The 25,593-nt window shown below is 33.5% G+C and carries 22 protein-coding genes; 15 read left to right on the forward strand and 7 right to left on the reverse strand.

What is annotated here, in order from left to right; genetic code table 11:
* Nucleotides 1–108 precede the first annotated feature (108 nt).
* Complete coding sequence (locus NLJ00_RS03285) at nt 109–2,604, forward strand: DUF5686 family protein (RefSeq protein ID WP_256636217.1); 2,496 nt, start codon at nt 109–111, stop codon at nt 2,602–2,604.
* A gap of 359 nt (nt 2,605–2,963) precedes the next feature.
* Here the strand turns inward: NLJ00_RS03285 and NLJ00_RS03290 are convergent, their stop codons facing one another.
* From NLJ00_RS03290 to NLJ00_RS03305, 4 genes are all read right to left on the reverse strand, one after another.
* The gene (locus NLJ00_RS03290; protein WP_256636218.1) at nt 2,964–5,237 is read right to left on the reverse strand and encodes a cation:proton antiporter; all 2,274 of its coding nucleotides are present in this window, start codon (nt 5,235–5,237) and stop codon (nt 2,964–2,966) included.
* 302 nt (nt 5,238–5,539) lie between these two features.
* Nucleotides 5,540–6,259 carry a LytR/AlgR family response regulator transcription factor gene (locus tag NLJ00_RS03295; protein ID WP_180856889.1) on the reverse strand — a complete coding sequence of 240 codons (720 nt, stop codon included), beginning with the start codon at nt 6,257–6,259 and terminating at the stop codon, nt 5,540–5,542.
* Nucleotides 6,222–6,983 carry a sensor histidine kinase gene (locus NLJ00_RS03300; RefSeq protein WP_256636219.1) on the reverse strand — a complete coding sequence of 254 codons (762 nt, stop codon included), beginning with the start codon at nt 6,981–6,983 and terminating at the stop codon, nt 6,222–6,224. The genes NLJ00_RS03295 and NLJ00_RS03300 overlap by 38 nt, the downstream gene beginning before the upstream one ends.
* Nucleotides 6,984–7,135: 152 nt before the next feature.
* Entirely contained in the window at nt 7,136–7,465 is a 330-nt protein-coding gene (locus tag NLJ00_RS03305; protein ID WP_053473269.1) for a DMT family transporter, read from the reverse strand.
* 181 nt (nt 7,466–7,646) lie between these two features.
* On the opposite strand from NLJ00_RS03305, the gene NLJ00_RS03310 reads away from it, so the two are divergent.
* The 4 genes from NLJ00_RS03310 to NLJ00_RS03325 all read left to right on the forward strand — a co-directional run bounded on the left by NLJ00_RS03310 (nt 7,647) and on the right by NLJ00_RS03325 (nt 14,266).
* Nucleotides 7,647–10,013, forward strand: coding sequence for an efflux RND transporter permease subunit (locus NLJ00_RS03310; protein ID WP_256636220.1), 2,367 nt, complete (start codon nt 7,647–7,649; stop codon nt 10,011–10,013).
* Between the two features lie 393 nt (nt 10,014–10,406).
* Nucleotides 10,407–11,852, forward strand: a complete 1,446-nt coding sequence (asnS, locus tag NLJ00_RS03315; RefSeq protein ID WP_256636221.1) for an asparagine--tRNA ligase — start codon at nt 10,407–10,409, stop codon at nt 11,850–11,852.
* Nucleotides 11,853–11,997: 145 nt separating this feature from the next.
* On the forward strand, nt 11,998–13,458 hold the full coding sequence (gene rpoN / locus NLJ00_RS03320) for an RNA polymerase factor sigma-54 (RefSeq protein WP_053473445.1): 1,461 nt from the start codon (nt 11,998–12,000) through the stop codon (nt 13,456–13,458).
* Nucleotides 13,459–14,059: 601 nt separating this feature from the next.
* Nucleotides 14,060–14,266, forward strand: coding sequence for a hypothetical protein (locus NLJ00_RS03325; RefSeq protein ID WP_256636222.1), 207 nt, complete (start codon nt 14,060–14,062; stop codon nt 14,264–14,266).
* Here the strand turns inward: NLJ00_RS03325 and NLJ00_RS03330 are convergent.
* Together NLJ00_RS03330 and NLJ00_RS03335 are read right to left on the reverse strand one after the other, a co-directional pair.
* Nucleotides 14,232–14,651, reverse strand: coding sequence for a hypothetical protein (locus tag NLJ00_RS03330; protein ID WP_256636223.1), 420 nt, complete (start codon nt 14,649–14,651; stop codon nt 14,232–14,234). The two genes, NLJ00_RS03325 and NLJ00_RS03330, sit on opposite strands and share 35 nt — an antisense overlap.
* Before the next feature lie 47 nt (nt 14,652–14,698).
* Nucleotides 14,699–15,289, reverse strand: coding sequence for a thymidine kinase (locus NLJ00_RS03335; protein WP_053473446.1), 591 nt, complete (start codon nt 15,287–15,289; stop codon nt 14,699–14,701).
* A 245-nt stretch (nt 15,290–15,534) separates the two neighbouring features.
* On the opposite strand from NLJ00_RS03335, the gene NLJ00_RS03340 reads away from it, so the two are divergent.
* From NLJ00_RS03340 to NLJ00_RS03385, 10 genes are all read left to right on the forward strand, one after another.
* Nucleotides 15,535–16,578, forward strand: coding sequence for a hypothetical protein (locus NLJ00_RS03340; protein ID WP_256636224.1), 1,044 nt, complete (start codon nt 15,535–15,537; stop codon nt 16,576–16,578).
* Nucleotides 16,579–16,690: 112 nt separating this feature from the next.
* Nucleotides 16,691–17,410, forward strand: coding sequence for a 16S rRNA (cytidine(1402)-2'-O)-methyltransferase (rsmI, locus tag NLJ00_RS03345; RefSeq protein WP_256636225.1), 720 nt, complete (start codon nt 16,691–16,693; stop codon nt 17,408–17,410).
* Nucleotides 17,411–17,603: 193 nt separating this feature from the next.
* On the forward strand, nt 17,604–17,948 hold the full coding sequence (locus NLJ00_RS03350) for a HopJ type III effector protein (RefSeq protein ID WP_256636226.1): 345 nt from the start codon (nt 17,604–17,606) through the stop codon (nt 17,946–17,948).
* A gap of 18 nt (nt 17,949–17,966) precedes the next feature.
* Nucleotides 17,967–18,461, forward strand: a complete 495-nt coding sequence (locus NLJ00_RS03355; RefSeq protein ID WP_256636227.1) for a hypothetical protein — start codon at nt 17,967–17,969, stop codon at nt 18,459–18,461.
* 16 nt (nt 18,462–18,477) lie between these two features.
* Nucleotides 18,478–20,178 carry a single-stranded-DNA-specific exonuclease RecJ gene (recJ, locus tag NLJ00_RS03360; protein ID WP_256636228.1) on the forward strand — a complete coding sequence of 567 codons (1,701 nt, stop codon included), beginning with the start codon at nt 18,478–18,480 and terminating at the stop codon, nt 20,176–20,178.
* Entirely contained in the window at nt 20,168–21,448 is a 1,281-nt protein-coding gene (locus NLJ00_RS03365) for an MFS transporter (protein WP_256636229.1), read from the forward strand. Before recJ ends, NLJ00_RS03365 begins: the two co-directional genes overlap by 11 nt.
* Complete coding sequence (locus NLJ00_RS03370) at nt 21,448–22,026, forward strand: hypothetical protein (protein ID WP_180856901.1); 579 nt, start codon at nt 21,448–21,450, stop codon at nt 22,024–22,026. Before NLJ00_RS03365 ends, NLJ00_RS03370 begins: the two co-directional genes overlap by 1 nt.
* 26 nt (nt 22,027–22,052) lie before the next feature.
* Complete coding sequence (locus tag NLJ00_RS03375; RefSeq protein WP_256636230.1) at nt 22,053–22,967, forward strand: alpha/beta fold hydrolase; 915 nt, start codon at nt 22,053–22,055, stop codon at nt 22,965–22,967.
* Between the two features lie 165 nt (nt 22,968–23,132).
* Complete coding sequence (locus NLJ00_RS03380) at nt 23,133–23,489, forward strand: hypothetical protein (RefSeq protein WP_256636231.1); 357 nt, start codon at nt 23,133–23,135, stop codon at nt 23,487–23,489.
* A gap of 82 nt (nt 23,490–23,571) precedes the next feature.
* The gene (locus NLJ00_RS03385) at nt 23,572–24,783 is read left to right on the forward strand and encodes a cytochrome c3 family protein (RefSeq protein ID WP_256636232.1); all 1,212 of its coding nucleotides are present in this window, start codon (nt 23,572–23,574) and stop codon (nt 24,781–24,783) included.
* Here the strand turns inward: NLJ00_RS03385 and NLJ00_RS03390 are convergent, their stop codons facing one another.
* Nucleotides 24,784–25,527: a UDP-2,3-diacylglucosamine diphosphatase gene (locus NLJ00_RS03390; RefSeq protein ID WP_180856905.1), complete on the reverse strand. Its 744-nt coding sequence runs from the start codon at nt 25,525–25,527 to the stop codon at nt 24,784–24,786. It lies immediately after the preceding gene.
* Nucleotides 25,528–25,593 lie beyond the last annotated feature (66 nt).

Raw genomic sequence — 25,593 nt, forward strand, 5'->3', positions numbered from 1 at the left:
ACTGAAATTGAAAAATCCGTCTGGTAAAATTATCAGACGGATTTTTTTATTCTTATTTTTGCATACCAAAATTGAATTCTTTCCGTTTTTGAATCTATATAATTCTCTATGAGGCTATTTTGTTTTTTGACTTTATTTTTCACGCTTAGTATTCAGGCGCAATTTCAAATAAGCGGAATTGTAACAGATTCAAACAACAAGCCGCTTCCTTTCGCTACTATTAAAACTTCTGATAATAGCAACACAATTACGGATGTTGACGGGAAATTTACATTCAAAACTTCTATAAACTCGGGAAATTTTATTGTTTCCTATATTGGTTTTCAAACTAAAACTATTGCCATAGTAGAAAACAAAAAGTTTTATTCTGTTTCATTATCTCAAAAAACAGATGATTTAAAAGAAGTTATTGTTTCTAATGAAAATCCGGCTTTAACGATTATCAAAAAAGTTATTGCCAATAAAAACAATAATAATCCGCAGAAAAAATTAAGCAGTTTTGAGTATAAAACCTATAATAAACTTATTGTTACTGCTAATCCGGATTCAATTGACGGGAGAATAGATTCTTCTGCCGTTTATAAAGACTTTAATAAAAAGAAAATCAACATCGATTCTTCTGATTATAAATTCAAAGAAATAATAAGCAAACAGCATTTATTTCAAACCGAAAAAGTTTCACAATATCAATTCGGAAATAATAAACTTAAAGAAACGGTTCTGGGAACCAAAATAGCCGGTTTTAAAAATCCTATTTATGAAGTTATCGCTTTCAATTTACAGTCTATTTCGATTTACGATAACAAATACGAGCTGTTTGAAACTAAATACGAAAATCCTATTTCGAACACAGCTCCTGGAACCTACAATTACAAATTACTGGATACCGTAAACATAAAAGGACGTGAAACTTTTATGATTTACTTTAAAAATAAACACAAACGAAGAACATCAGGCTTAGAAGGTGTGTTGTATATCGACTTGCAAAATTTTGCTATTGCAAAAGCGGTAATGCGCATAAAAGGCGTTTTGGACATCAGCGGTATTCACGAATTTGATTACGTGCCAAATGAAAAAGTATGGTTTCAAAGTAATACGACTTTTAAAATCGTAAAAGGTAAAAATGACGATGATATTAAAATTTTAGGCGGAACGATTCAGTTTGACGGAGATGTTGCCGAAGATTTTGAACCTAGAAAAAAAGCCGCTTCAGATTTCACCTATTTACTTTCTGAAAGTAATAATTTTGATATTAATTACAATACCGAAACTCCAATAAAAAACCCATCTCTTTATATTGAAATTAAAGACGATGCAAGCAAAAAACCGGAAGAATTCTGGAATCAGTACCGTAAAGAAGCTTTAGACCAAAAAAGCCAGAAAACGTATCAATTATTAGATAGTTTATCCGTTAATAAAAGAATTGAAAAACGTTTAGGATTAGGTAGAAAAATCATTAATGGCTATATTCCAATTGGCCCTGTTGATTTAGATTTAAAGAAAATTATTAGTTACAACAATTACGAAGGTTTTCGGTTAGGTCTTGGAGGCATTACAAATGATAAATTTTCTAAAGATTTTAGAATTGAAGGCTATACGGCATACGGTACAAAAGACGGTGTTGTTAAATACAATTTAGGAGCTGGTGTTTTATTAGACCAAAATACGAACACTTGGTTAAACGGATCATATACAGATGATGTTCGGGAAATTGCGAGTACCGTTTTTGCTGTTGACAAACGTGTATTTAAAATTTATGACCCTAGACCAATCAACATTAGTACTTTCTACAAATACACTAGTTGGAAAGCAAATGTGCAAACGAAAATTATCCCGAAGACAGAAGCTGTTCTGGAACTATCCAGAACGTATGTTGAGCCTAAGTTCGATTATCTTTTTAATTACAACGGTCAGTTGTATTCAAGTTTTATTATGACAACCGCAATGGTTTCTATTGTTTGGGCGCCTTTCAGCGACTTTATGCAGACTCCAACAGGAAGAACTGAATCTGATAAAAGATTCCCGAGATTTACTTTTCAGTATACACAATCGCTGCCAAATGTTTTAGATAATGATTTTAGTTTCGGAAAAATAGATTTCAAAACGGAGTACGAAAAGAAATATCTAAACGGTCAAAAAACAAGTCTGCTTTTACAGGGAGGTCATGCAATAGGTGATGTTCCGATTACGCATTTATATAATACCATGCCGAATAATCTTACTAAGGAAACTATTATCCAGCGTATAACTTTTGCCGGAAGAAACAGTTTTGAAACTATGTTTTTTAATGAATTTTTCTCCAGTCAATATGTGTTTTTCCAAATCAAACATGGTTTTGATAGAATTAAAATCATGAAAAAAGTACGTCCTTCATTGGTTTTAGTTACCAGAATGGCGTGGGGAAATATGGAAAAACCAGAACAGCATGTTGGCCCAACTTATAAAACATTAGATAAAGGTTTCTTCGAATCGGGAATTGAATTAAATAAAATCTACAAAGGTTTTGGTCTCGGCGGATTCTATCGCTATGGACCAAATCAATTACCTGAATTTGATGATAATATTGCGGTTAAGATTTCTTATGTTCTTGATTTGGGATTATAAATTTTAAATTCCAAATCTTAAAATTCCAAATTCCAATTAGAGCGAGTTTAACCGCAAAGGTCACAAAGTTTTTTTTCGCAAAGTTTGCAAAGTTTATTAAGAAAACATGTTTTGATGAGAGCACAAAGCAGTTCTCCTATTTTTGTCTTCCTGAGCGAAGTCGAAGGATCGTCTCGTAACTCCACAAAGTTTAATTATACACAAAGTTTGTCATTTCGATTTCTATAATAAACTTTACGGTTAACCTTTGTCAAAGTTTTAAACTTTGACAAAGGTCTGCAGACAATTAATACCATAAAAAAATCCCAAACCCCAATCTTAAAAATTGGAATTTGGAATTTAAATATTGGAATTTTAAACTAACTAGGTTTCAAAATCAGCACCGAAGGCGTATTATTCAGCCATGTACTTTGAGATTCAATCAACTTTTTCCAGCTGTCTAAACTTATAATCATTAAGTTCTGACTATCCAGAAAATCTTTTTTGATTGTTCTGTCGTGCATAATCATAATATGATTTGGTGCAATTTGCTCGATAGAACGAATCGTTTCCTGAATATCGCGTGTGTTTTTTACTTCTCCGCTGGCATCCAGAACTGTAATTTGCGAACCATTATTATTGATTAATTTTTTAGCAAAATCAATTAAAAAAGCATCTTCACGGCTAAAAATCGGCATGAAAACCTGATTCACTTCTTCAAGATCTTTATCAATAAAAATACCAACCGGCATTTTGGTTTTTGCAAGAATGTGACGTGTTCTTTCGTCAAAAGGATTATTTTCAAACAAACCTTCTTTTCCGGTAAACTTGTCAATTAAACGATCCGGATTTACGATTCGGGTTGTAAAACCAAGAATTTTTCCAAGTAAAGTTCCGTCAAAAATAGACTGACCTAAACCAACCAATAGTAAATCATATTCGCCTTGGTTCGCCGCGTCAATAATATCGGTATCAATATCATTAGAAACTTTAAACAGACTGACCATATTTTGATTCAGCTTATGAGATTCATCAATAACCGGAACTAACATTTTACGTTCGTGTTCTTTTATATCAAATGAATGTATTTCTGTACTTAAAGACAAATGCATTGCCGTTACAATTGAATTATCCTGCTGTTTTTTAACTAAACTATTGGCAATTTGCAACAGTTTTTTTCCTCTTTCAGGAGTTCCAAATGAAAGCAGTATTTTGTATTTGCTTTTGTTTCCAATTTCCTGCGGAATAGCGGTAATTTTATCTTTAAAAATAAACCCGATGAAGTCTAAGGCCGGACCTGTCATAAAAGTAGTTACCAATGCCATAATAACCATCATGGTAAAAATCTCTGTAGATAAAACACCAAGATCATATCCAATATTTAAAACAACCAGTTCCATTAAACCTCTCGTGTTCATCAAGGCTCCAATAGCCAGACTATCTTTCCAGTTTTGACCCACAAATTTTGCTGCTAATGCGCTTCCAAAGAATTTTCCGGCCACGGCAACCGCTATAATTAATCCGGTAATTTTCCATAATCCGGGATCATTAAGCAAACCTATTTGTGTACGTAAACCTGTAAATACGAAGAATAATGGCAGTAATACAATTATCGCAACATCTTCTACTTTCTCAATAAATATATTTCTGAATTTATTGTTTTCCGGCATAATTGCTCCCGCTAAAAAAGCTCCAAATAAAGCATGGATTCCGATTAATTCAGCAGCGTATGCAGAAATTAAAAGTGTAATGAAGAAAATCGCAACAACTGGTTTGTTTAAACTTTCTCTGGTTGAATTTAAATCTCCAACACGTTTTAGGAACGGACGAACGATTTTCAACATAATAATTACATACAAAATTGCTAAACCAATCACGTATAATGCGCTCGTGAAAGAACCTGCTTTTACAATAGCAATCACAACAGCCAGGATACACCAAGCCGTGATGTCGTCTGCAGCGGCACACGTTATGGCAATGGTTCCGAGTTTGGTTTTCTGCATACCTCTTTCCTGCACAATTCTGGCCAAAACCGGAAATGCAGTAATACTCATCGCAATTCCCATAAACAATCCGAAAGAAGCAAACTCCACACCAACCGGCGCAAAAGTATGATATATATAATATGCTAAGCTTAATCCTAATGCAAACGGAATTACAATACTGGCGTGACTAATAACAACGGCATCGTGTGCTTTGTTTTTTAGTACTTTCAAATCCAGTTCCATTCCAATAACGAACATGAAAAGAATTAAACCAATCTGACTTAAAAATTGTAAGTTCCCTAAGGATTCTTTTGGAAACAACGCTGCAGAAAATTCAGGGAAATACATCCCAACTAAAGATGGTCCAAGAACAATTCCGGCGATCATTTCACCAATTACAGACGGCTGTCCAATTTTTCTAAAAAACCATCCAAACAAACGTGCCACTAAAATAATAGTCACAATCTGCGCCAGTAAAATAGCTAATGGATGCTGTAAATTTTCAACCATTGAATGAAGAAAATCATTCCAATGATTACTTTCGATTTTTTTCTTGATGATATTACGGCCTACTTCTAGTGCAGCGCCTTTTGAAATTACCCAATATATCAGAGCGGTAAAACCTCCAATAATGGTTACATAGAATAAGGAGTTCTTAATGTTATTCATAACTCGTTCTTTTAATTATTGCCGCAAATATCAGAAGTGGGCTTCAAGTGGAAAAGTAAATTTACACCTAATTTTCAATGTATGTAACAAGTCGGAAAAACTTTGTAATAAGTTAAAAGCAACATCGAAAAAGCATTGTCATCTTGAGCAAAGTCAAAAGCCTATGGAACTAAAAAGGGCTTCGACTTCGCTCAGCCTGACAGTAAAATAAAATTCCAAATCCTGAAATTTCAAATTCAAATAATAGCTAAAACTTTATTCTTAAACGTTCTGTGCTGTCACTCTGAGCGAAGTCGAAGAGCTTATAATTTTACCTTTTTCAAAAAATCAGATCGGTAAGTATCGCTTAAAATTAAAGTAGTATTTTTATTGTTTTCTTCAATGTGATGCAGTACAATTTCGTTGTGGTTGAAGAATTTTATCGCTTTTACGGCAATGATTTCTTTTTTGTTAATTCGGCAGAAATCGGTTTCAGGTAATTCTTTTAAAAGTGTATCGAATTTTACGTTTTTCAAATTTAAAAAACTTCCGTCGGCAAGTAAAACCGTTTTATCGCGACTGTCACTTACAGCAGTTTTGATGTATTGAACCTGATTAAAATAAAGCAGTGTTTTTCCTTTATCGGTATTTAACTGAATGAATTTTTTGGCCGCATCCGGCTTTTCAAAACGTTCTAAAGCTTTTGAGACTGCTTTTTGCAAACGTTCCAGTTTTACCGGTTTTGTGATGTAATCTACCGCATCGATATTAAAAGCATCAGCGGCATATTCTTTATAGGCGGTACAAAAAATCACTAATTTATTACCAACCATTTCAGCCAGATGAAGTCCGTCCATTCCAGGCATTTCAATATCTGAAATTAGCAAATCAAATTCGAGTTCGGGAATATCAGACAAAAGTTTCTGCGGATTATTGAATGTCTTTATGATTTCCAGTTCAGGAATTTGTTCGCAAAGCATTTTTAAGTACGTTAATCCAGGAATCTCATCGTCCAGAAGCAAGCATTTCAGTTTTGTATTCAAGTAAATCTATTTTTAGGTGGGCAATATAAACATCGTTCTCTACAAATTTATCAAGTTTAAAATTATTCTTGTAAATAATGCGCAGACGATGTTCTAAAGTGGCGTGACCAAAACCGCTTCGCTCTTTTTTCAATACTTTTTTATCTGAAATCTTATTTGAAACGGTCATAGAAAAAGCATTATCACGAAATTCAAAAACTACCGAAATAAAAGCATCGGCACTTTGAAGATCAGCATGTTTAAAGGCATTTTCAATTAAATCAATCGAAATCAAAGGCGCCAGCAAAGGCTGATCGTACAATTTATCATCTTCGTTGATATTGGTTTTGATCTTCAGTTCAAAAAGCGGACTGATTTTGATTTTATTGATTTCGATTAAATTCAATGCGAAATTTATTTCTTCTTTTGCGGTTACGAATTTCTTTTTGCTTTCGTATAAAATATAATCCAGCACATTGGCCAGTTTATCCAGAGCAAAATAAGTTTGATATGCGTGCGACTGAATCGAATTCAAAATATTCTTAAACAAATGCGGATTTAGTTTTGACTCTAAATTTTCTAACTGCAAGTCGTTTACTTTTGCTTCGAGTGCATAAAAACTTTTCTCGGCATTATCTTTTGCTTTTTTTGCCTGCATTAATTGATAAATCATAAAACAAATTATGACAATCAACAGTAAAAGAATCGCTAAAAAAATAAAAGTTGTGGTATTGTTTTCTTGCATTGTTTAAGATTGATTAAAAGTTTTTTTTAGCCCACAGATTTTACCGATTGAACTGGTTAACACGAATTTTTATTTTTTATATAACGGATAAATCTTAAAAAGAAAATCTGCGTAAACCAGTTCAATCCGTAAAATCAGCGGGCCATATTTTTTTAATGACTTGAAACGAATTTCAACCCAATAATAGAAGCAATTAATGTTGTAAGGAAAAATATTCTCCAGAAAGCTGCCGGTTCTTTGAAAATAAAAATCCCGACTAAAACAGTTCCAACTGCTCCAATTCCTGTCCAAACGGCATAAGCGGTTCCAATTGGTAAAGTTTGCGTTGCTTTATACAATAAAATCATACTGATTGAAAGACATACAAAAAATCCGGCCATCCAATAAGTTGATGTAATTCCTGATGTTTCTTTTGCTTTTCCTAGACACGATGCAAATCCCACTTCAAATAGTCCGGCAATAATCAATAAAATCCAGTTCATTTTCTTTTCATTTTTAAATTAACTGCAAATATGAGAAAAGCTAACGACTAAACAGTGAAAAGAAAGAAATTTATCACAAATTTTTAAGGTGTTCATTTGTGTTAACATTAAGTAAAATACAATCGATTGTTTATGATTTTGAGCAGTTTTCACTACATTTGCAACCATTTTTAAAGATTTTATGAAAAACGCTATTAAAGTTGGGTTCTGGGAGAAATTAGCCCGAATCATACTTAAAAACAGAATTACAATTCTGGTCATCCTTTCTGCTTTAACTATTTTTCTTGGTTACCAATGGAAAAACCTTGCTATGACTTATACTGAAGCAAACCTTCTTCCAAAAGATCATATCGCAAATAAAGAATATCAAAAATTCTTAGACAAGTTTGGCGAGGAAGGAAACCTGGTTGTAATTGGTTTTCAGGACAAAAACTTTTTTACTCCAAAGAATTATGCTGCCTGGAATGAGTTAATGACGGGTTTAAAAAAATCTAAAGAAGTTGATTTAGTTGTTTCATTAAATGATTTGAAAAAACTGGAGAAAGATACCGTTAATGAAAAATTTGTTTTAACACCATTTATCGATCAAACCAAAGTTTTAGATCCTGCCTATTTAAAAAACGTTCAGCACGATTTATTCCATAATTTACCTTTTTACGAAGGATTATTATTCAATAAAGAAAGCGGAAGTGTCCGCTCTGCAATTTACATCAATAAAAAACTGGTAAATACTGCTGAAAGAAAAACTTTTATACTTGAAAACCTGGTTCCGAAAATCGATAAATTCGAAAAAACAACCGGAATCGATCTTAAAGTTTCTGGAATGCCATACATTAGAACGATCAATGCGGCTGATATGAAAGGCGAAATTGGTCTTTTTATTGGTGCTGCTTTATTGACTGTTTCGTTGATTTTCTTTTTCTTTTTCCGTTCATTCAGAGCGACTTTTATTTCGATTTGTATTTTAATTGTCGGTGTAATCTGGTCGTTTGGAACACTTGGATTATTTGGTTATAAAATCACGATTTTAACAGCAATTATTCCACCGCTGATTATCGTTATCGGAATTACGAACTGTATTTTTCTAATCAATAAATATCAGCAGGAAATTAAATTACATAATAATCAGGCTAAGGCGCTGCAGCGTGTAATTTCAAAAATTGGGGTTTCGACTTTAATGACGAATTTAACGACTGCGATTGGTTTTGCTACGTTTATGATTACCGGAAATGATCTGCTTTTTGAATTTGGTCTGGTAACTTCGATCAACGTAATTTCTGTTTATTTATTGACCCTTTTCATTGTGCCAATTGTATACAGTTTTATGCCATTGCCAAAAGAAAAACATTTATACCATTTGACTAAAACTTACATTTCGACTTTATTAAATGTGGTCGAAGATGTAGTTAAAACAAAACGTCGATACGTTTATATTGTTTACGGTTTATTTTTGGTTTTCAGCGTAATTGGAGTTTCACAAATGAAAGTTTCAGGAAGTTTGATTGGTGAAATGCCAAAAAGCGCTTCTTTCTTTAAAGATATTTTATTTTACGAAAAAGAGTTTAACGGAGTTATGCCGCTTGAAATCATGATTGACACCAAAAAGAAAAAAGGTGTTATGAAGGCTTCGACTATTCGTAAAATGGATGAACTGCAAAATACAATTGCTGAAATTCCAGAATTGGCAAAACCTGTTTCCATTGTGAATTTGGTTAAATATTCGAAACAGGCTTTCTACAACGGAAATCCAGAATATTACCAATTGCCAACTTCGCAGGAACAGACTTTTATTTTGAGTTACGCTAAAAATGCAACCAAAAACAGTAAAGAAAACTTAATGAAAGCTTATGTTGATTCGACTGGACAATATGCCCGAATCACGACTTTCATGAAAGATATTGGAACGGACGAAATGGCTAAAGTGGAGAAAAAATTGCACAGCAAGATCGATGAAATTTTCCCAAAAGATCGTTATGAAGTTACCGTTACCGGAAAAGCATTGGTTTTCCAAAAAGGAACTACATATTTGGTAGAAAACTTAATTGAGTCATTAATCTTCGCGATTTTAACGATTGCAATTCTGATTTTATATTTATTCCGATCTTTCAAAATGGTAATGGCATCTGTAATTACAAATGTTTTACCGCTTTGTATTACGTCTGGATTAATGGGTTATTTCGGGATTCCGTTGAAACCTTCAACGATTTTGGTATTTAGTATCGCCTTTGGAATTTCGGTTGATAATGCAATTCAGTTTATGGCGAAATATAGACATGACTTGCTTCAAAGCGGCGGAAAAGTTAAGAAATCGGTTTTCAGTGCTTTAAGAGAAACTGGAATTAGTACTTTTTACACTTCTGTAGTTTTGATTTTAGGTTTTGCGACTTTTACATTATCAAGCTTTAGCGGAACTATTGCGCTTGGAGGATTAATTTCTTGTACTTTGGCTTTTGCAATGTTTGCGAATTTAGTTGTACTGCCTTCGCTGGTTTTGACTTTTGAGAAGAAAAAAACTAAGAAAGAGGAATTGGAGAATTTGGAGAAATAGAAGTTTTCTTTTTTGCCACGAATTTGCTTCACCTGTTCGCTATCGCTCGAGTCACGAATTAGCACGAATTCTTTTTATACGCAACGTTAAGTCTTTGCGAGGAACGAAGCAATCTCATTTAGTAGATCAAGTCTTATGTTTTATCGTAGTGAGGTTGCTTCGTTCCTCGCAATGACAAAAATTAAGAAATAAAAAAGGTTATCATAAAACCGAATGCCCTAGCCCTGATAGAAGCGACATCCTTTTTCTTGCTCCTTTAGCAAGAAAAAGATATAGCGGATAGCAGGAAACAGCTTCAAAAATTAATTATTATCGTTTATATTTGCAATTCGATATAAAAAACACTGATTTTATTTTAAGCTAAAATCAGAAATCTAAAAATCTAAAATTAAAATGAAACACACAAAGGTTAAAGACTTATTAAACAGTACGACGACGCTACAGGAAGTGAATGCAAAAGGATGGGTGAGAACTTTTAGAAATAATCAGTTCATCGCGCTTAATGACGGTTCTACCATTAATAATATACAATGTGTTGTTGATTTTGAAAATACACCGGAAGAGACTTTAAAAAGGATCACGACCGGAGCTGCGGTTTCTGTATTTGGAACTTTGGTTGAAAGTAAAGGTGCGGGTCAGAAATACGAAATTCAGGTTACTAAATTGGAAATTCTTGGAGATTCTGATCCTGAAAAATTCCCAATGCAGCCTAAAAAACATACTTTAGAATTTTTAAGAGAAAAAGCACATTTACGTGTACGTACTAATGCTTTTGGAGCAATTATGCGTGTTCGTTCGGTATTGTCTTATGCAGTTCATAAATATTTTCAGGATAAAGGTTTTGTTTACGTAAACACACCAATTATCACTGGAGCTGATGCTGAAGGTGCTGGGGAAATGTTTCAGGTAACTTCATTGCCACTTGACAATCTTCCAAAAAATGAAGAAGGAAACATTGATTTCAAAAAAGATTTCTTCGGAAAACATACCAACTTAACGGTTTCTGGACAGTTAGAAGGTGAAACTTTTGCTATGGCTTTGGGTCAGATTTATACTTTTGGACCAACTTTTAGAGCAGAGAATTCAAACACTTCTCGTCACTTGGCTGAGTTTTGGATGATCGAGCCGGAAGTTGCTTTCAACGATCTTGATGACAACATGGATTTGGCTGAAGATTTTATTCAGTATGTAATTAAATATGCTTTAGACAATTGTAAAGATGATTTGAAATTCTTAGAAGGAAGACTTCTTGAAGAAGAAAAATCAAAACCACAAGCGGAAAGAAACGAAATGGCTTTGTTAGAGAAATTGAACTTTGTTTTAGAAAACAACTTCAAACGTGTTTCTTATACAGAAGCAATTGATATTTTAAGAGATTCTACTCCAAATAAAAAGAAGAAATTCCAATATATCATCAACGAATGGGGCGCTGATTTACAATCTGAACACGAGCGTTATTTAGTAGAAAAACACTTTAAATGTCCGGTAATTTTATTTGATTACCCGGCAAACATTAAAGCGTTTTACATGCGTTTGAACGACAACACGGAGCCAGGAAGAGAAACGGTTCGTGCAATGGATATTCTTTTCCCTGGAATTGGAGAAATCGTTGGTGGTTCTGAAAGAGAAGAGCGTTACGATGTTTTGGTTGAAAAAATGAAAGCTCTGGAAATCGACGAAGAAGAATTATACTGGTATTTAGACACCAGAAGATTTGGTTCTGCAACTCACGCAGGTTTCGGTTTAGGATTTGAGCGTTTGGTATTGTTTGTAACTGGAATGACAAACATTAGAGACGTAATTCCTTTCCCTAGAACTCCTGGTAGCGCGGAATTCTAAAAAGTTGAAAAGTTTCAGGTTTCAAGTTTCAGGTTGTTGGAACTTGAACTAAAATTATAAAATTTGTTTTCAAGTTTCAGGTTTTAAGTTTATCCATTAAGTTGGAAACTTGAAACTTGAAACTTGAAACTTTTAACAAAAACAAATGCTAAAGCAATTTTTAAATTTAAAATTATCCCAAAAATTATCTCCACAGCAAATTCAGCTGATGAAGTTAATTCAATTGCCTACGCAAGCTTTTGAACAGCGTTTATTAGAAGAAATGAACGAAAATCCGGCTCTTGAAGCAGGAAAAGAAGAAGAATACGAAGCGGATGAATTCGCAAATGAAGACTACGACGATTATGATGATGCAGAATCGGACAGAATCGAAGCAGATGATATCAATATTGACGAATACTTAAGCGACGACGATACTCCAGATTACAAAACTCAGGTTAACAATTATAGTGATGATGAAGAACGCGAAACGCCTTTTGCTTCGCCAATTAGTTTTCATCAGGATTTAATCAATCAGCTGAATACTTTTATTTTAAACGATGAAGAACGCGAAATCGCGGAGTTTCTTGTTGGAAGTATTGATGATATGGGTTATATCCGCAGAAGTGTTCCGGATATTGTAGACGATATGGCTTTTACTCAGGGAATTTATACTGATGAAGCAATGGTCGAAAAAATGCTGCATGTCATTCATGAACTTGAACCTTCGGGAGTTGGAGCGCGTGATTTACAGGAATGTTTATTATTACAATTAAAGCATAAAACGCCAACTGAATATGTTGACTTGGCAATCGATATTATTGAAAATCAGTTTGATGCTTTTACAAAGAAACATTACGACAAATTATTACAGAAATACAGCGTTTCGAACGAACAGCTTAAAAAAGCAATTCACGAAATTGAAAGATTAAATCCAAAACCGGGAGGATCTTTTACTGGAAATAATAAAGTAACTGAAAATGTGGTTCCGGATTTCGCTATCAGAATTGTGGATGGCGAATTGGAACTAACTCTAAACGGGCGAAATGCTCCTTCCCTGCACGTTTCTAAAGATTATCAGGAAATGATGCAGACGTATAAAGATTCTCGTGATAAATCGACGGCACAGAAAGATGCAGTTCAGTTTATCAAACAAAAACTGGATTCGGCTAAATGGTTTATCGATGCGATTAGACAACGTCAGGAAACACTTTTTGTAACGATGAATGCGATTATGCATTATCAGGAAGAATTTTTCCTGGACGGCGATGAAACCAAACTAAAACCAATGATCTTAAAAGATATTGCAGATATGGTTGGTTTGGATATTTCGACGATTTCGCGTGTTGCTAACAGTAAATATGTGGAAACGCCATACGGAACAAAACTGATTAAAGAATTTTTCTCTGAAGCGATGAAAAATGATCAGGGTGAAGATGTTTCCACTTTAGAAATCAAAAAAATTCTTAAGAATACAATTGAAGAAGAAGATAAAAAGAAACCGCTTCCAGACGATCAATTGGCCGAAATCTTAAAAGAAAAAGGGTATCCAATTGCAAGAAGAACTATTGCAAAATATCGTGAACAACTTGATATTCCGGTTGCAAGAATGAGAAAGAAAATTTAGGTTTTTCTTTTTTAAACCATATAAGAAATATAAGTTCATTTAAAATAATAAACCCGATAGATTTAAAATCTATCGGGTTTATTATTTCCACATAATCATCGCACGTCAAACCGGATTAAAATCCGGCCCTACAATATATATCGAGCCTCTTGGCTCTTTCAAAGTTCCGAAGGAACGAATTATTTTGTAGAGCTGGACTTCAGTCCAGTTTACATCAATTGAGATTATTCATTATCGATTAATCAAAAGTTCCTATTGAACGTACCTCACAAACAAATATTTTTCTACCAATGAAAAATTCCTACGGAATGAATATTTCCTTTTAAAAACAACAAATCCGATAGGTTTTTAAAAAATCGGGTTGTGCTTTTACTCATCATTACATCTTAAACTGGACAGAAGTCCAGCCCTACAATATATATCGAGCCTCTGGCTCTTTCTTAGTTCCGAAGGAACGAATTATTTTGTAGAACTGGACTTCTGTCCAGTTTACATTAATTGATATTATTTGTTATTTCGTAGGAATATCTGGTTGGTAGAAAAAAAAATTAGCGTTTGGCATTGTGTCCCTTCGGGACACTTGGTTTTTTATATTAAAACGATGTCTGTTATATTAATCAAACGTTTCTACGGAACGTATACCTCACAAATCCAATATTTTTCTACCGATGAAACATTCCTATGGAATGTATGGAATGGAATGACTTCTAAAAAACAACAAACCCGACAGGTTTTAAAAACCTATCGGGTTTACCAACTTGTAAAAGTTCAAATTATTTATATTGATCCGGTAATATCTTCACCGTAAACAAAAATCCTTTCTTTTTATCACTATAACTATAAATCAAAGTATAATCATTGTCTCTAAAAACCTGAAGCCCCGGATTTGCTTTTGCTGTACTTAAAAGACTTTTCTCAATTTCGTCTTGTATAACATTAACTTCCGCAGTTTCTTTTGCTACATTCAGCAATGTCAAATTATACTGAACAACTCTTTCTTCATGTAAACTAACGCTGTCTAAACGAATGCCCTCCTGAATTTTTAACGGACAGCTTTTATTATATTTTTCAACTAATTCAGTTATTTCAGTGCTTACCTCATCTGCTTTTTCCGAAAGAAAAAATTGAAAATAAACAGCTAAAGCCACCGCAATTCCAATCACAACTAATAGTAAGATATTCTGTTTTCTCATACTTTGCTTTTCTTGTATTGGTTATTAAAGTTAAATAGAATCTAGATTTATTTTTCCTGGTTTTTTTTCATTGCTTTAAAATAGGCAGCACGGCTCAGCGGCTCATATTCTTCAGTTTCACCAAGCATTACCAATTTATCATTATCCGTTTTACGGAAACTGTAATTCGCAAGATTTCCGGTTCTGGTGCAAACAGCGTGAACTTTCGTTACATATTCGGCAGTAGCCATAAGTGCCGGCATTGGCCCAAAAGGGTTTCCTTTAAAATCCATATCAAGTCCAGCAACTATCACTCGAATTCCCTGATTAGCAAGATCATTACAAACTGTAACAATTTCATCATCAAAAAACTGAGCTTCGTCAATACCTATAACGTCACAACCTTGTGCTAAAATAGCAATATTGGCTGCAGCCGGAACTGGAGTAGAACGAATTTCGTTGGCATCGTGCGATACCACCAATTCGTCATGATATCGGGTATCAATAGCGGGTTTAAAAATTTCGACTCTTTGTTTGGCAAACTGGGCGCGTTTTAATCTGCGGATTAATTCCTCGGTTTTACCCGAAAACATTGATCCACAAATAACTTCAATCCAACCAAATTGTTCTTTGTGATTTACTGTATTTTCGAGAAACATTTTGTATTTTTCTGCCTTTAAAAATGAATAGTTTTTATTACTTTGTACTGGTAATAAATCGACGTAAAAATGTGCTGTTTTACATTTTTTCAAAAGTAGAAAATTTTTATCAAATCAGGGATTGGCAGACGCTTATTAACAGAAATAAAAAATATCTTTAAAATATCTGTCCGTTTTCCTTAAGAATAAAGACATTCAAGCATCAAATACACTAAAATACCTTATTCACTATAATTTCAACAGTTATGAAAAAAAAATTGGAAGCCGATTTAATCAGCATTGCACATCGAATTTTAAAACTTAAAAATAAATCCGATATCAATCAATTATATCTTGAAACTCAGAAATTATACGAGAAATTAGCGATTTTAAAATTTGTCGATGAAAATTTTGACGAGGTAAAACCAACAATCAGCCACAGCGAAATCAGTTCTGAAATTGAAACTATTTTTGAAAAAGAAGAAATTCAGACAGAAACTATTGCTGCTCCGGCTATTGTTGAAGAAGTTAAAGCTGAAGAAACTGCTGAAGTTCCAGTTGTTGAAGAAATTAAAGAAGAAGAAACTCCTGAACCTGCGATTATCGAAGAAATAACAGCAGAAATTCCTGAAGAGACAATTTCTGAACCTGTTCAGGAAACCGTTGAAATACCTGTTGAAGAAAAAATAGAAGAGCCAATTGCTGCAGAAATTCCTCAGCCAGAAGTTGTAGAAGAAGTTGAAAAGGCAGAAGATTCAAAAAACAATCTTGAAGAACTTTCGTTTACGACTGTAAATAATTTAAAACCAATTCCGGATTTCAAACCTGCTTTTGAGTTAGACACAGAAGAAATAAAAGAGGAAATTAAAGAAGAACCTAAAACAGAATCAAAAGGAACTCCAATTCCAATTGCATTTGAAGATTTCGGAATCAATTATGCCGATGCACAATTTGTAAAAGTGGATAGTTTCGAACCTGTTTCTTCTTCAAACAATGATTTAAAAGAGAAAAAGAATTTTGAAATCCCAGTTTTAGAAACTCCGAAAGAAGCAAAGTCAGTTTCTTTAAACGAAAAATTGGCAAAAGGTTTCCATATTGACTTAAATGACAGAATTGCTTTTACAAAAAATCTTTTCGGAAACAGTACAGAAGATTACAGTCGCGTTTTAAACCAATTATTAACTTTTGATTCTTATGTAGAAGCAAAGGATTTTATCGAAAACATGGTAAAACCGGATTATAATAATTGGGAAGGAAAAGACGATTACGCGGAACGCTTTCTTGGAATTATTGAGAAAAAATTCGCTTAGAAAAATAAAACACAGATTTCACGAATTAACACGAATTTTTTCTTTGTGAAATTTTTAAAAGCACTTATAATCTGTGTTAATTCGTGAAATTCGTGTTATAATATAAAAAAATATGTCAAAATTATATATCGTTCCAACGCCAATTGGCAATCTTGAAGACATGACTTTTAGAGCCATTCGGGTTTTGAAAGAAGTCGATTTGATTTTGGCGGAAGACACCCGAACAAGCGGAAAACTCCTGAAGCATTTTGAAATTGGCACGCACATGCACAGCCATCATATGCACAACGAGCACAAAACAACCGAAAATTTAATTGCACGTTTGAAAGCCGGCGAAACGATCGCTCTAATTTCTGACGCAGGAACTCCGGCAATTTCAGATCCTGGATTTTTGTTAACTCGCGCTTGTGTCGAAAATAAAATTGAAGTAGAGTGTCTTCCGGGCGCAACAGCTTTTGTTCCCGCACTTGTAAACAGCGGACTCCCAAATGATAAATTTATTTTTGAAGGTTTCCTTCCTGATAAAAAAGGACGTCAGACTCGATTTTTGGCCCTAGCCGAAGAAACCAGAACCATGATTTTATATGTTTCTCCACATAAACTTGTTAAAACATTAGCTGAATTTATTCACTATTTTGGAGAAGACCGACAAGTCTGCGTTTCAAGGGAATTATCAAAATTACACGAAGAAAATGTACGCGGAACGGCGAAAGAAGTTTTAGCGCATTTCGAAAAAACAGCTCCGCGTGGCGAAATTGTCGTGGTCGTTGCCGGAAAAACAATAACAAAAGAAGCTAAGAAAAGTAAATTTTCTAAAGACGAAGAAGAATAATTTATTCATGCCACAGATTAAAAAGATTTAAAAGGATTATTTTTTGCCACGACTCGAGCGATAGCGACAGGCGAAGCAATTTCACGAATTAGCACGAATTAAATTAGTGGAAATTCGTGAAATTCGTGGCAAAAAAAATAAAAAATCATTATAATCATTTTAATCTGTGGCAAAAAAATCAAATATAATCATCATGAGCATACAAGCCTTTTTAGAAAAAGTAAAACAAACTCCAACTCAAATAACATTTCCTGAAACTATTGCAGTAATCGAAGAAAATTACAACTTTACGCCAACTGCTTTTCAAAACGGAACACAGCATAATGCTGCCGGAGAAAATTCAGGTTCTTGTAAATTATTTTCTTTTGCAAAACTGCAAAACTTAAGCAAAGAAGAAACTTTAGCGTGTTTTGGAGCTTTCTATTTTGAAGAAGTTTTAGGAGATCCAAACGGAACGAATCATCAAAATATTAGGAATTTCATCAACTTAGGCTGGGACGGAATTAAGTTTGAAGGAAATGCCTTGGAACTGAAATAATACTAATACTTTTTTAAAATGAAGGAAAGATTAAAAGAAATCCCAATTATAATATTTCTGCTTATAATTGGCATTCCTTTGTCTATATTATTCTTTCCTGTAATTCTGGTTTATTTGATATTTGAATTTTTTCAAAAAAAAGGATTCAAAAAAAGATATAGCAATTATTTATTATCGATCGAAGGAAAAAAAATCTTCTGTTACAACAATCGCAAAAACAATCATCATTATATCGAAAAAAATATTATTCCAAATCTCACTAATGACATTGAACCGATTTTTCTTGAAGGTAGACGAATTAGAAATGAAGATAACCGGGAATATCTTTCACATATGTTACTAAACGTTTCTAAACGAAAAGGATTTCCATATCTAATTAAAATTAGCAATGGAAAAGCGTTAGATATATCAATAAACAATGAATTTCACAATTTCAAAAGTCAAAATAAAAATCCTGAAGATTTAATAGTTTTAATAAACGCCAGTTTTGAGAATCTAAAATCTGAAGTCTAAAATCTACAATTAAAAAATGCGTTGGACCATAAAACCAAAACCTTCTGAAGATAAAATCAAACATTTGGCGCAAGCCCTAAATGTAGAAGATTTTGTAGCAACACTTTTGATTCAGCGTGGCATTGATACTTTTGAAGATGCCAAGAATTTCTTTCGTCCGTCTTTAGAACATCTTCACGATCCATACTTGATGAAGGATATGGACAAAGCCGTTGCAAGAATAGAAAAGGCAATCGAAAATCAGGAAAACATATTAGTTTTTGGCGATTACGATGTTGACGGAACAACGGCTGTTTCTTTAGTTTCCTCCTATTTAAAATCACATTATTCCCATATTGCCACTTACATTCCAGATCGCTATGACGAAGGATATGGCATTTCCTACAAAGGAATTGACTATGCAGACGATAATGGGATTTCTTTAATCATTGCGCTCGACTGCGGAATAAAATCAATCGATCATATCGCTTATGCGAAAGCAAAAAATATAGATTTTATTATTTGCGATCACCACAGACCCGGGGAATTTCTTCCGGATGCGGTTGCAATTTTAGATCCAAAAAGAGAAGACTGTTCCTATCCTTACGACGAATTATGCGGTTGCGGCGTTGGTTTTAAATTGATTCAGGCTTTAGGTCTAAACAGAAATGAAACTATCGAAGATTTGGTTCCCTATCTGGATTTAGTTGCTACGGCAATTGCGGCAGATATTGTTCCGATAACTGGCGAAAATCGTGTTCTCGCTTATTTCGGTTTGAAAGTAATTAATAGCGAACCAAGACCTGGAATTAAAGCTCTGGTTCATCAGGTAAAAAAGAAAGTTTTAGATATTACCGATGTGGTTTTTATTATTTCTCCCCGAATTAATGCGGCAGGAAGAATAAAACATGGAAATCATGCGGTTGAATTATTAACCGAATTTGATTTTGAGCAAGCGCAGCAATTCGCTTCAGAAATTGAACAATACAACGCAGACCGAAAAGATTTAGATAAAAAAATCACCAAAGAAGCATTTCAGCAAATTCTGGAAAATAAAGAAGAAGAACGTTTTTCTACAGTTGTTTTTCAAGAAGACTGGCACAAAGGCGTGATTGGGATTGTGGCTTCGAGATTAATTGAAACCTATTATCGTCCGACTTTGGTTTTTACTAAAAGCGGAGACAAATATGCGGCTTCTGCCCGATCTGTAAAAGGATTTGATGTTTATAATGCACTCGATGCTTGTTCCCAACATTTGGAACAATTTGGAGGTCATATGTATGCCGCGGGAATGACTTTAAAAGCAGAAAATTATCAGCTTTTTAAAGAGGCTTTTGAGAAATGTGTACAGGAAACTATTTTACCGGAAATGCGAACTCCGGAAATCGAAATTGATTCTGAAATAAATTTCTCAGATATTACACCAAAACTCATCCGGATTTTAAAGCAATTCGAGCCTTTTGGTCCGCAGAATATGACGCCGGTTTTTATGACTTCAGATATAAAAGATACGGGTTATGCTAAAACACTGGGCGCTGAAGAAGAACATTTAAGACTTTTCGTTAAACAATCTAATTCCGACGGAATTGCTGCTATTGGCTTCGGACTCGGAAAAAAACTCAATATAGCACAAAATCAAAATCTGTTTCAATTGGCTTATACAATTGCCGAAAACGAATGGAACGGAACTATTTCAACACAGCTTATGCTGAAAGACATTAGAACAAATGACAACTAAATCAAACAAGCCAGATCCGTATCAGGCACTTCGCTACAGAGAATTCAATGTGTTTTTATTACTTCGTTTCTGCATGGTTTTTGCCTGGGCGATGCAGTTTATCGTGATTGAATGGGAAGTTTACAGTTTAACTAAAAACCCACTTTCGCTGGGAATTATTGGTTTAATGGAAGTTATTCCTGCTGTTTCGATGGCATTGTTTGCGGGACATATTGTAGACCAAAAAGAAAAGAAAGGATTACTCGTAAAATGTATTTTTGGATTTTCGGTAATTAGTTTTGGACTGTTTTTACTGACCTGGCCAAAAGTAGTTGGCGATTGGTCTCCAACTGTTATTTTATATTCCATTTATACTTTAGTCTTTTTGGGCGGATTAGTTAGAGCTTTTCTTGGGCCAACTATTTTCTCTCTATTATCACTTATTATTCCTAAAAAAGCATATCCAAATGCTGCTACCTGGAGTAGTTCTGTTTGGCAGATTGGAGCCGTGATGGGCCCGGCGCTGGCTGGATTTTCAATTAACTGGATTGGGGTTCACTGGTCAATGTGCCTTGTTTTCGGATTTTCTCTTCTTTCATTAGCAGCTTTATCACAAATCAATACAAAACCAATCATCAATCCGAAGATTGGAGAATCAATAAAAGACAGTCTTACAGAAGGTTTAACTTTTGTATTTAAAAATCAAATTGTTTTAGGTGCTTTATCGCTTGATATGATCGCTGTACTTTTTGGAGGTGCAGTTGCTTTATTACCCGTTTTTGCGCAGGATATTTTAAAAGTCGGTCCTGAAGGATTTGGTATATTAAGAGCCGCGCCTGCAGTTGGATCTTTTATTACAATGCTCGTTTCTGCTTATGTGCCTTTATACAAAAATGCAGGAAAGAAACTTTTAGTCGCCATATTTGTTTTCGGATTATCAATCATCTTATTTGGTCTTTCTACGTCGCTCTGGCTTTCGGTTTTTGCTTTATTTTTAAGCGGACTTGCCGACGGAATTTCTGTAGTAATTCGTCAGACCATTTTACAGCTTAAAACTCCGGATCACATGCGCGGACGTGTTGGTGCCGTAAATTCAATTTTTGTTGGATCTTCTAATGAATTAGGTGCTTTTGAAAGTGGTGCAACTGCTAAATTGATGGGAACGGTTACATCGGTTATTTTTGGAGGAAGCATCACACTTTTGACGGTTTTAGGTTTTGGTTTTATATCTCCTACTTTTAGAAATTTAGATCTTAAAAAAGATATGGATGATCATCATAATCAGGAGTAATGGCGAAAATTAAAAATATAATTTTAAGAATACATCTTGCAACATTAATTATACTTTTAATTAATTTAATAATTAATGTTGTTTTCGAAATTAGCTTAATTGCCAATATCCGTTTAGTTCTTAAAATTCTACTTTATGTTTCAGCTTGCATCTTGTTCTTTTATTATGTGAAGCCATTTAAAAAAAGGGCTTTATACTTTTCAATTTATATCTTCTCTCCAGTTTTCATTTTTTTCAGCTGGTTGATCAATAAAACTTTGGGAACTACTTTAGCATCAATTTTTATTTTTTGCTTTTGCACCCAAAATGATATAAGATTTGAAAATGAAAAAATTCAAATTAAAAAGGAGTTTCGAGGATTGGAAGAATGTTGTACTTATAAAGTAACTCAAGAAAAATATTATTTATTTGAAAAGAAATTATCTGAATTTCAATTTGAAAGGAATCTATATTTTAGAAAAGAAGATATTAAAATTAAAACTGACACTTTAAAAATGGATCTCATTTTAAAGTATTATGACGAAAAAGATCATCACTATTTTGCAAAAGACACTACTATATATACTTTATTGAAATAAAAATTCAAATTGATTCGAATTCAAAAATGAAACAAATACTCTTTACTTTTCTTTTTGTAATATCTTTTTTCGCAAGCGGTCAAAATCTTTATATCAAAACATACGGAAACGAAAAGAATAAACCGCTTATTTTTATTCATGGAGGCCCAAGTGGCAATGCAACTTTATTTGAAGGAACAACAGCTCAAAATCTGGCTGATCAAGGTTTTTATGTTATTGCATACGATCGAAGAGGTGAAGGAAGATCTGCAGATCCTGATGCGAAGTTTACTTATGAAGAAGCTTTTCAGGATTTAAATTCAATCTATAAAAAATACCATTTAAAGAAAGCGGTTTTACTTAGCCATAGTTTTGGCGGTTTAGTTGCTACACTTTATACCAATAAATATCCGCAGAATGTAAGCGCTTTGGTTTTGGCCGGAGCATTATTTTCTCAGCAGGAAACTTACGACCATATTTTAAATTCTATAAAGAAAATTCATGACGGCGATTCTAAAACACTAAATAAAATAGCTTACATAGAAAAACTAGATAAAAATTCTGCCGGATATAGAAAACATTGTTTTGACTTGGCAAGTGATGAAAATTATTTTAAAATGCCAAAACCCACCAAGGCATCAAAAAAATTATATGCTGATTATGAAGCTGGAGAATTTTTTAAAACCAACATTCGGAACAAAAATGCACCTTTGCTTTTTTATCAAAACGAAAAGCAAAATAACATCGACAGCAGGCCTTTTTTAAAGAAAATTAAAGCCAAAAGAATTCCAATTTTCGCTATTTACGGAAAACAAGACGGTATTTTCTCTTCGGCACAAATTACTTCGATAAAAAACCGGGCTGGCAAAGATCACTTCGCATTTCTGGATAATTGTTCCCATTATCTTTTTGTTGATCAACAAGTTGAATTTCTTTCCAAAATAAATAAATGGCTTAAATAGTTTTTTAAACCATATAAGTGATATAAGGTAATTTAAGTTTTATGTTTAATATTTATTAAATGAACTTATATCACTTATATGGTTCAATATTTTTTCATTTTTATGATTTTTTATTTAGAATTAATATAAATAATATTTATATTTGTTGAAATAAAAGGATTTACGATGAGAGAAATAGAGAAGATATATCATAACAATTTTGGAATAACCTTTTACTGGAAACAAAATAATCAAACCATTTTGGACAAGGTGCAATTGGTTTTTAAAGAAACAGGCTTTTATTTCAGTCTATCAGAATTGAACCAGTTTTGTGATTTAATCGAAGACAGTATGATGGAAAATACTTGTTGCGAAGCTTGCGAAATGAAATATTCCTGCCATAAATTTTTATTGAAAACGCCTTGCAATTCAATAGATCTTGCTGTTTCGATGACGGAACTGAAATCAATTAAAGATTTAGTTGAAGGTTCTTTATTTAAAATTGAATTAGATGAATATGTTTACGGAGTTGGCTTAAACTAGAAACATTCTAAATATTTTAACACCATTTTTTCATTATTCAAATATATTTTGATTGTATTCAAAATAAAGTATATTTACAACAATGAAAAAAATTGGCATTCTTTTTACCCTTGTTGTTTTATCAGTTTTCTTTACTAACTGCAGCAACAAATCTGATGAATATATTGATCCGCGCGGAACTGACTATGCCGGTTCTGAAAGCTGTATTCAATGTCATCAGGTTCAATATAACATGGCATTGCAGAGTTCTCACTTTAAAGCAACTGCTCCCGCAATTTCAGAAAATGTTTTAGGCGATTTTGACAAAGGCGATCATACTTTTATTTATTACAAAAACACCAAATTAGTCATGGAAAAACGTAACGATAGTCTTTATCAGGTTTTATATAAAAACGGAAAAGAAGTCGAAGCGCATCCATTTGATATTGTTTTTGGAGTAAAACACGCGCAGACTTCTGTTTACTGGCGTAATAATAATACATACGAATTACCTGTTTCTTATTACAATTCTATACATAATTGGGCAACAAGTCCGGGATTTCCTGCTGATAAACCTTATTTTGACCGAATGGTAGTTAAAGATTGTTATTCGTGCCATGCATCAAATGCCAGCAGCAGAAGCGTCAATCAAAATTCTGAGGAGAAAAATTTTCTATCGATGGATGTTGAAGATATTATCGATAAAAAAACCATTATTTACGGAATTGATTGTGAGCGCTGCCATGGTCCGGCAAAAAAACACGTTGATTTTCATTTAAAAAATCCAAATGTAAAAGTTGCAAACAGCATTACCAGTTTTAAAACTTTAAACAGACAGCAAAAACTGGATGCCTGTGCGCTTTGCCACGCTGGAAATGACGGAATGAAAATGAAATCACGTTTTGAATTTAAACCGGGAGATAATTTATCTGAGTTTTATCGTGAAACCAGAAGTATTAACGATACAGCCAATTTTGATGTTCATGGAAATCAGTTTCGTTTGATGGCGCAAAGCAAGTGTTTTATAAACAGCGAAAAAATGGATTGTATTACATGTCATAATCCGCATGAAAATGCTTCTAAGAATATGGCATCGTATTCTAAAATTTGTATGACTTGTCATCAAGGTTTAAAACACAATGAAAAAACACTAAAAATAATGCCTGAGAAATTAATGGCCGATAATTGTGTAGAATGTCATATGCCGAAAAAAACATCAGGAGCAATTAAATTTCAGCTTTCAAACAGTAAACAACTTTCAGAATATATTCTGAGAACACATAAAATTGGTATTTATCCAATGGAAAAAAAGTAATTACGATTCGAATTTTTGAAGTTCAAAAGTTTCGCCGTCAAAAACTCCATAAGTAAAATATCCAATCCAGTCACCCAGATTTACGTAGTTTGAATCCTCGCCTACCGGAATTATCATTGGTAAATGACGATGTCCGAAAATAAAGTAATTGTAATGTTTGGTTTCTAATTTACGTTTGGCGTATAAAACCAGCCATTCGTTTTCTTCACCTAAAAATTTTACGTCTTCGTCACCGGAAATTAGTTTGTTTTTTACTGATAAATATTGTGCTAAACTTACACCAACATCTGGATGAAGCCAGCGAAATAACCATTTTGAAAACGGATTTGTAAATACCTTTTTCATTCGTTTATAACCTTTATCGCCAGGACCTTTTCCGTCGCCGTGACCAATTAAAAAGGTTTTTCCGTTAAAAGTAAATTCTTTATTGTCGTGGTAAACCGGGATATTTAATTCGGTTTGAAAATAATCATTCATCCATAAATCGTGATTTCCAACGAAAAAATAAATCGGAATGCCGCTGTCGCGAATTTCAGCCAGTTTTCCTAAAACACGAACAAAACCTTTTGGAACAACAGTTTTGTATTCGAACCAAAAATCAAATAAATCACCTAATAAAAAAATCGCTTCGGCATCTTCTTTAACTTTATCAAGCCAAGCCACAAATTTTTGCTCACGCGGCAGGCTCAACTCAGGAGTTGGCGCACCAAAATGTTGATCTGAAGCAAAATATACTTTTTTCATTCGTGAAGTTATGGATTATGAGTTATAAGTGAAAAACTTGGAATTTGGAATTTCTTTTTTTTGAAA

The organism is Flavobacterium panici, from assembly GCF_024499525.1.
Classification (GTDB): Bacteria; Bacteroidota; Bacteroidia; order Flavobacteriales; family Flavobacteriaceae; genus Flavobacterium; species Flavobacterium panici.

Coding starts and splice junctions, on each gene's coding strand:
- NLJ00_RS03285 (WP_256636217.1), top strand. CDS start 109: ATGAGGCTATTTTGTTTTTTGACTTTATTTTTCACGCTTAGTATTCAG.
- NLJ00_RS03290 (WP_256636218.1), bottom strand. CDS start 5,237: ATGAATAACATTAAGAACTCCTTATTCTATGTAACCATTATTGGAGGT.
- NLJ00_RS03300 (WP_256636219.1), bottom strand. CDS start 6,983: ATGCAAGAAAACAATACCACAACTTTTATTTTTTTAGCGATTCTTTTA.
- NLJ00_RS03305 (WP_053473269.1), bottom strand. CDS start 7,465: ATGAACTGGATTTTATTGATTATTGCCGGACTATTTGAAGTGGGATTT.
- NLJ00_RS03310 (WP_256636220.1), top strand. CDS start 7,647: ATGAAAAACGCTATTAAAGTTGGGTTCTGGGAGAAATTAGCCCGAATC.
- asnS (WP_256636221.1), top strand. CDS start 10,407: ATGAAACACACAAAGGTTAAAGACTTATTAAACAGTACGACGACGCTA.
- rpoN (WP_053473445.1), top strand. CDS start 11,998: ATGCTAAAGCAATTTTTAAATTTAAAATTATCCCAAAAATTATCTCCA.
- NLJ00_RS03325 (WP_256636222.1), top strand. CDS start 14,060: ATGTCTGTTATATTAATCAAACGTTTCTACGGAACGTATACCTCACAA.
- NLJ00_RS03330 (WP_256636223.1), bottom strand. CDS start 14,651: ATGAGAAAACAGAATATCTTACTATTAGTTGTGATTGGAATTGCGGTG.
- NLJ00_RS03335 (WP_053473446.1), bottom strand. CDS start 15,289: ATGTTTCTCGAAAATACAGTAAATCACAAAGAACAATTTGGTTGGATT.
- NLJ00_RS03340 (WP_256636224.1), top strand. CDS start 15,535: ATGAAAAAAAAATTGGAAGCCGATTTAATCAGCATTGCACATCGAATT.
- rsmI (WP_256636225.1), top strand. CDS start 16,691: ATGTCAAAATTATATATCGTTCCAACGCCAATTGGCAATCTTGAAGAC.
- NLJ00_RS03350 (WP_256636226.1), top strand. CDS start 17,604: ATGAGCATACAAGCCTTTTTAGAAAAAGTAAAACAAACTCCAACTCAA.
- NLJ00_RS03355 (WP_256636227.1), top strand. CDS start 17,967: ATGAAGGAAAGATTAAAAGAAATCCCAATTATAATATTTCTGCTTATA.
- recJ (WP_256636228.1), top strand. CDS start 18,478: ATGCGTTGGACCATAAAACCAAAACCTTCTGAAGATAAAATCAAACAT.
- NLJ00_RS03365 (WP_256636229.1), top strand. CDS start 20,168: ATGACAACTAAATCAAACAAGCCAGATCCGTATCAGGCACTTCGCTAC.
- NLJ00_RS03370 (WP_180856901.1), top strand. CDS start 21,448: ATGGCGAAAATTAAAAATATAATTTTAAGAATACATCTTGCAACATTA.
- NLJ00_RS03375 (WP_256636230.1), top strand. CDS start 22,053: ATGAAACAAATACTCTTTACTTTTCTTTTTGTAATATCTTTTTTCGCA.
- NLJ00_RS03380 (WP_256636231.1), top strand. CDS start 23,133: ATGAGAGAAATAGAGAAGATATATCATAACAATTTTGGAATAACCTTT.
- NLJ00_RS03385 (WP_256636232.1), top strand. CDS start 23,572: ATGAAAAAAATTGGCATTCTTTTTACCCTTGTTGTTTTATCAGTTTTC.
- NLJ00_RS03390 (WP_180856905.1), bottom strand. CDS start 25,527: ATGAAAAAAGTATATTTTGCTTCAGATCAACATTTTGGTGCGCCAACT.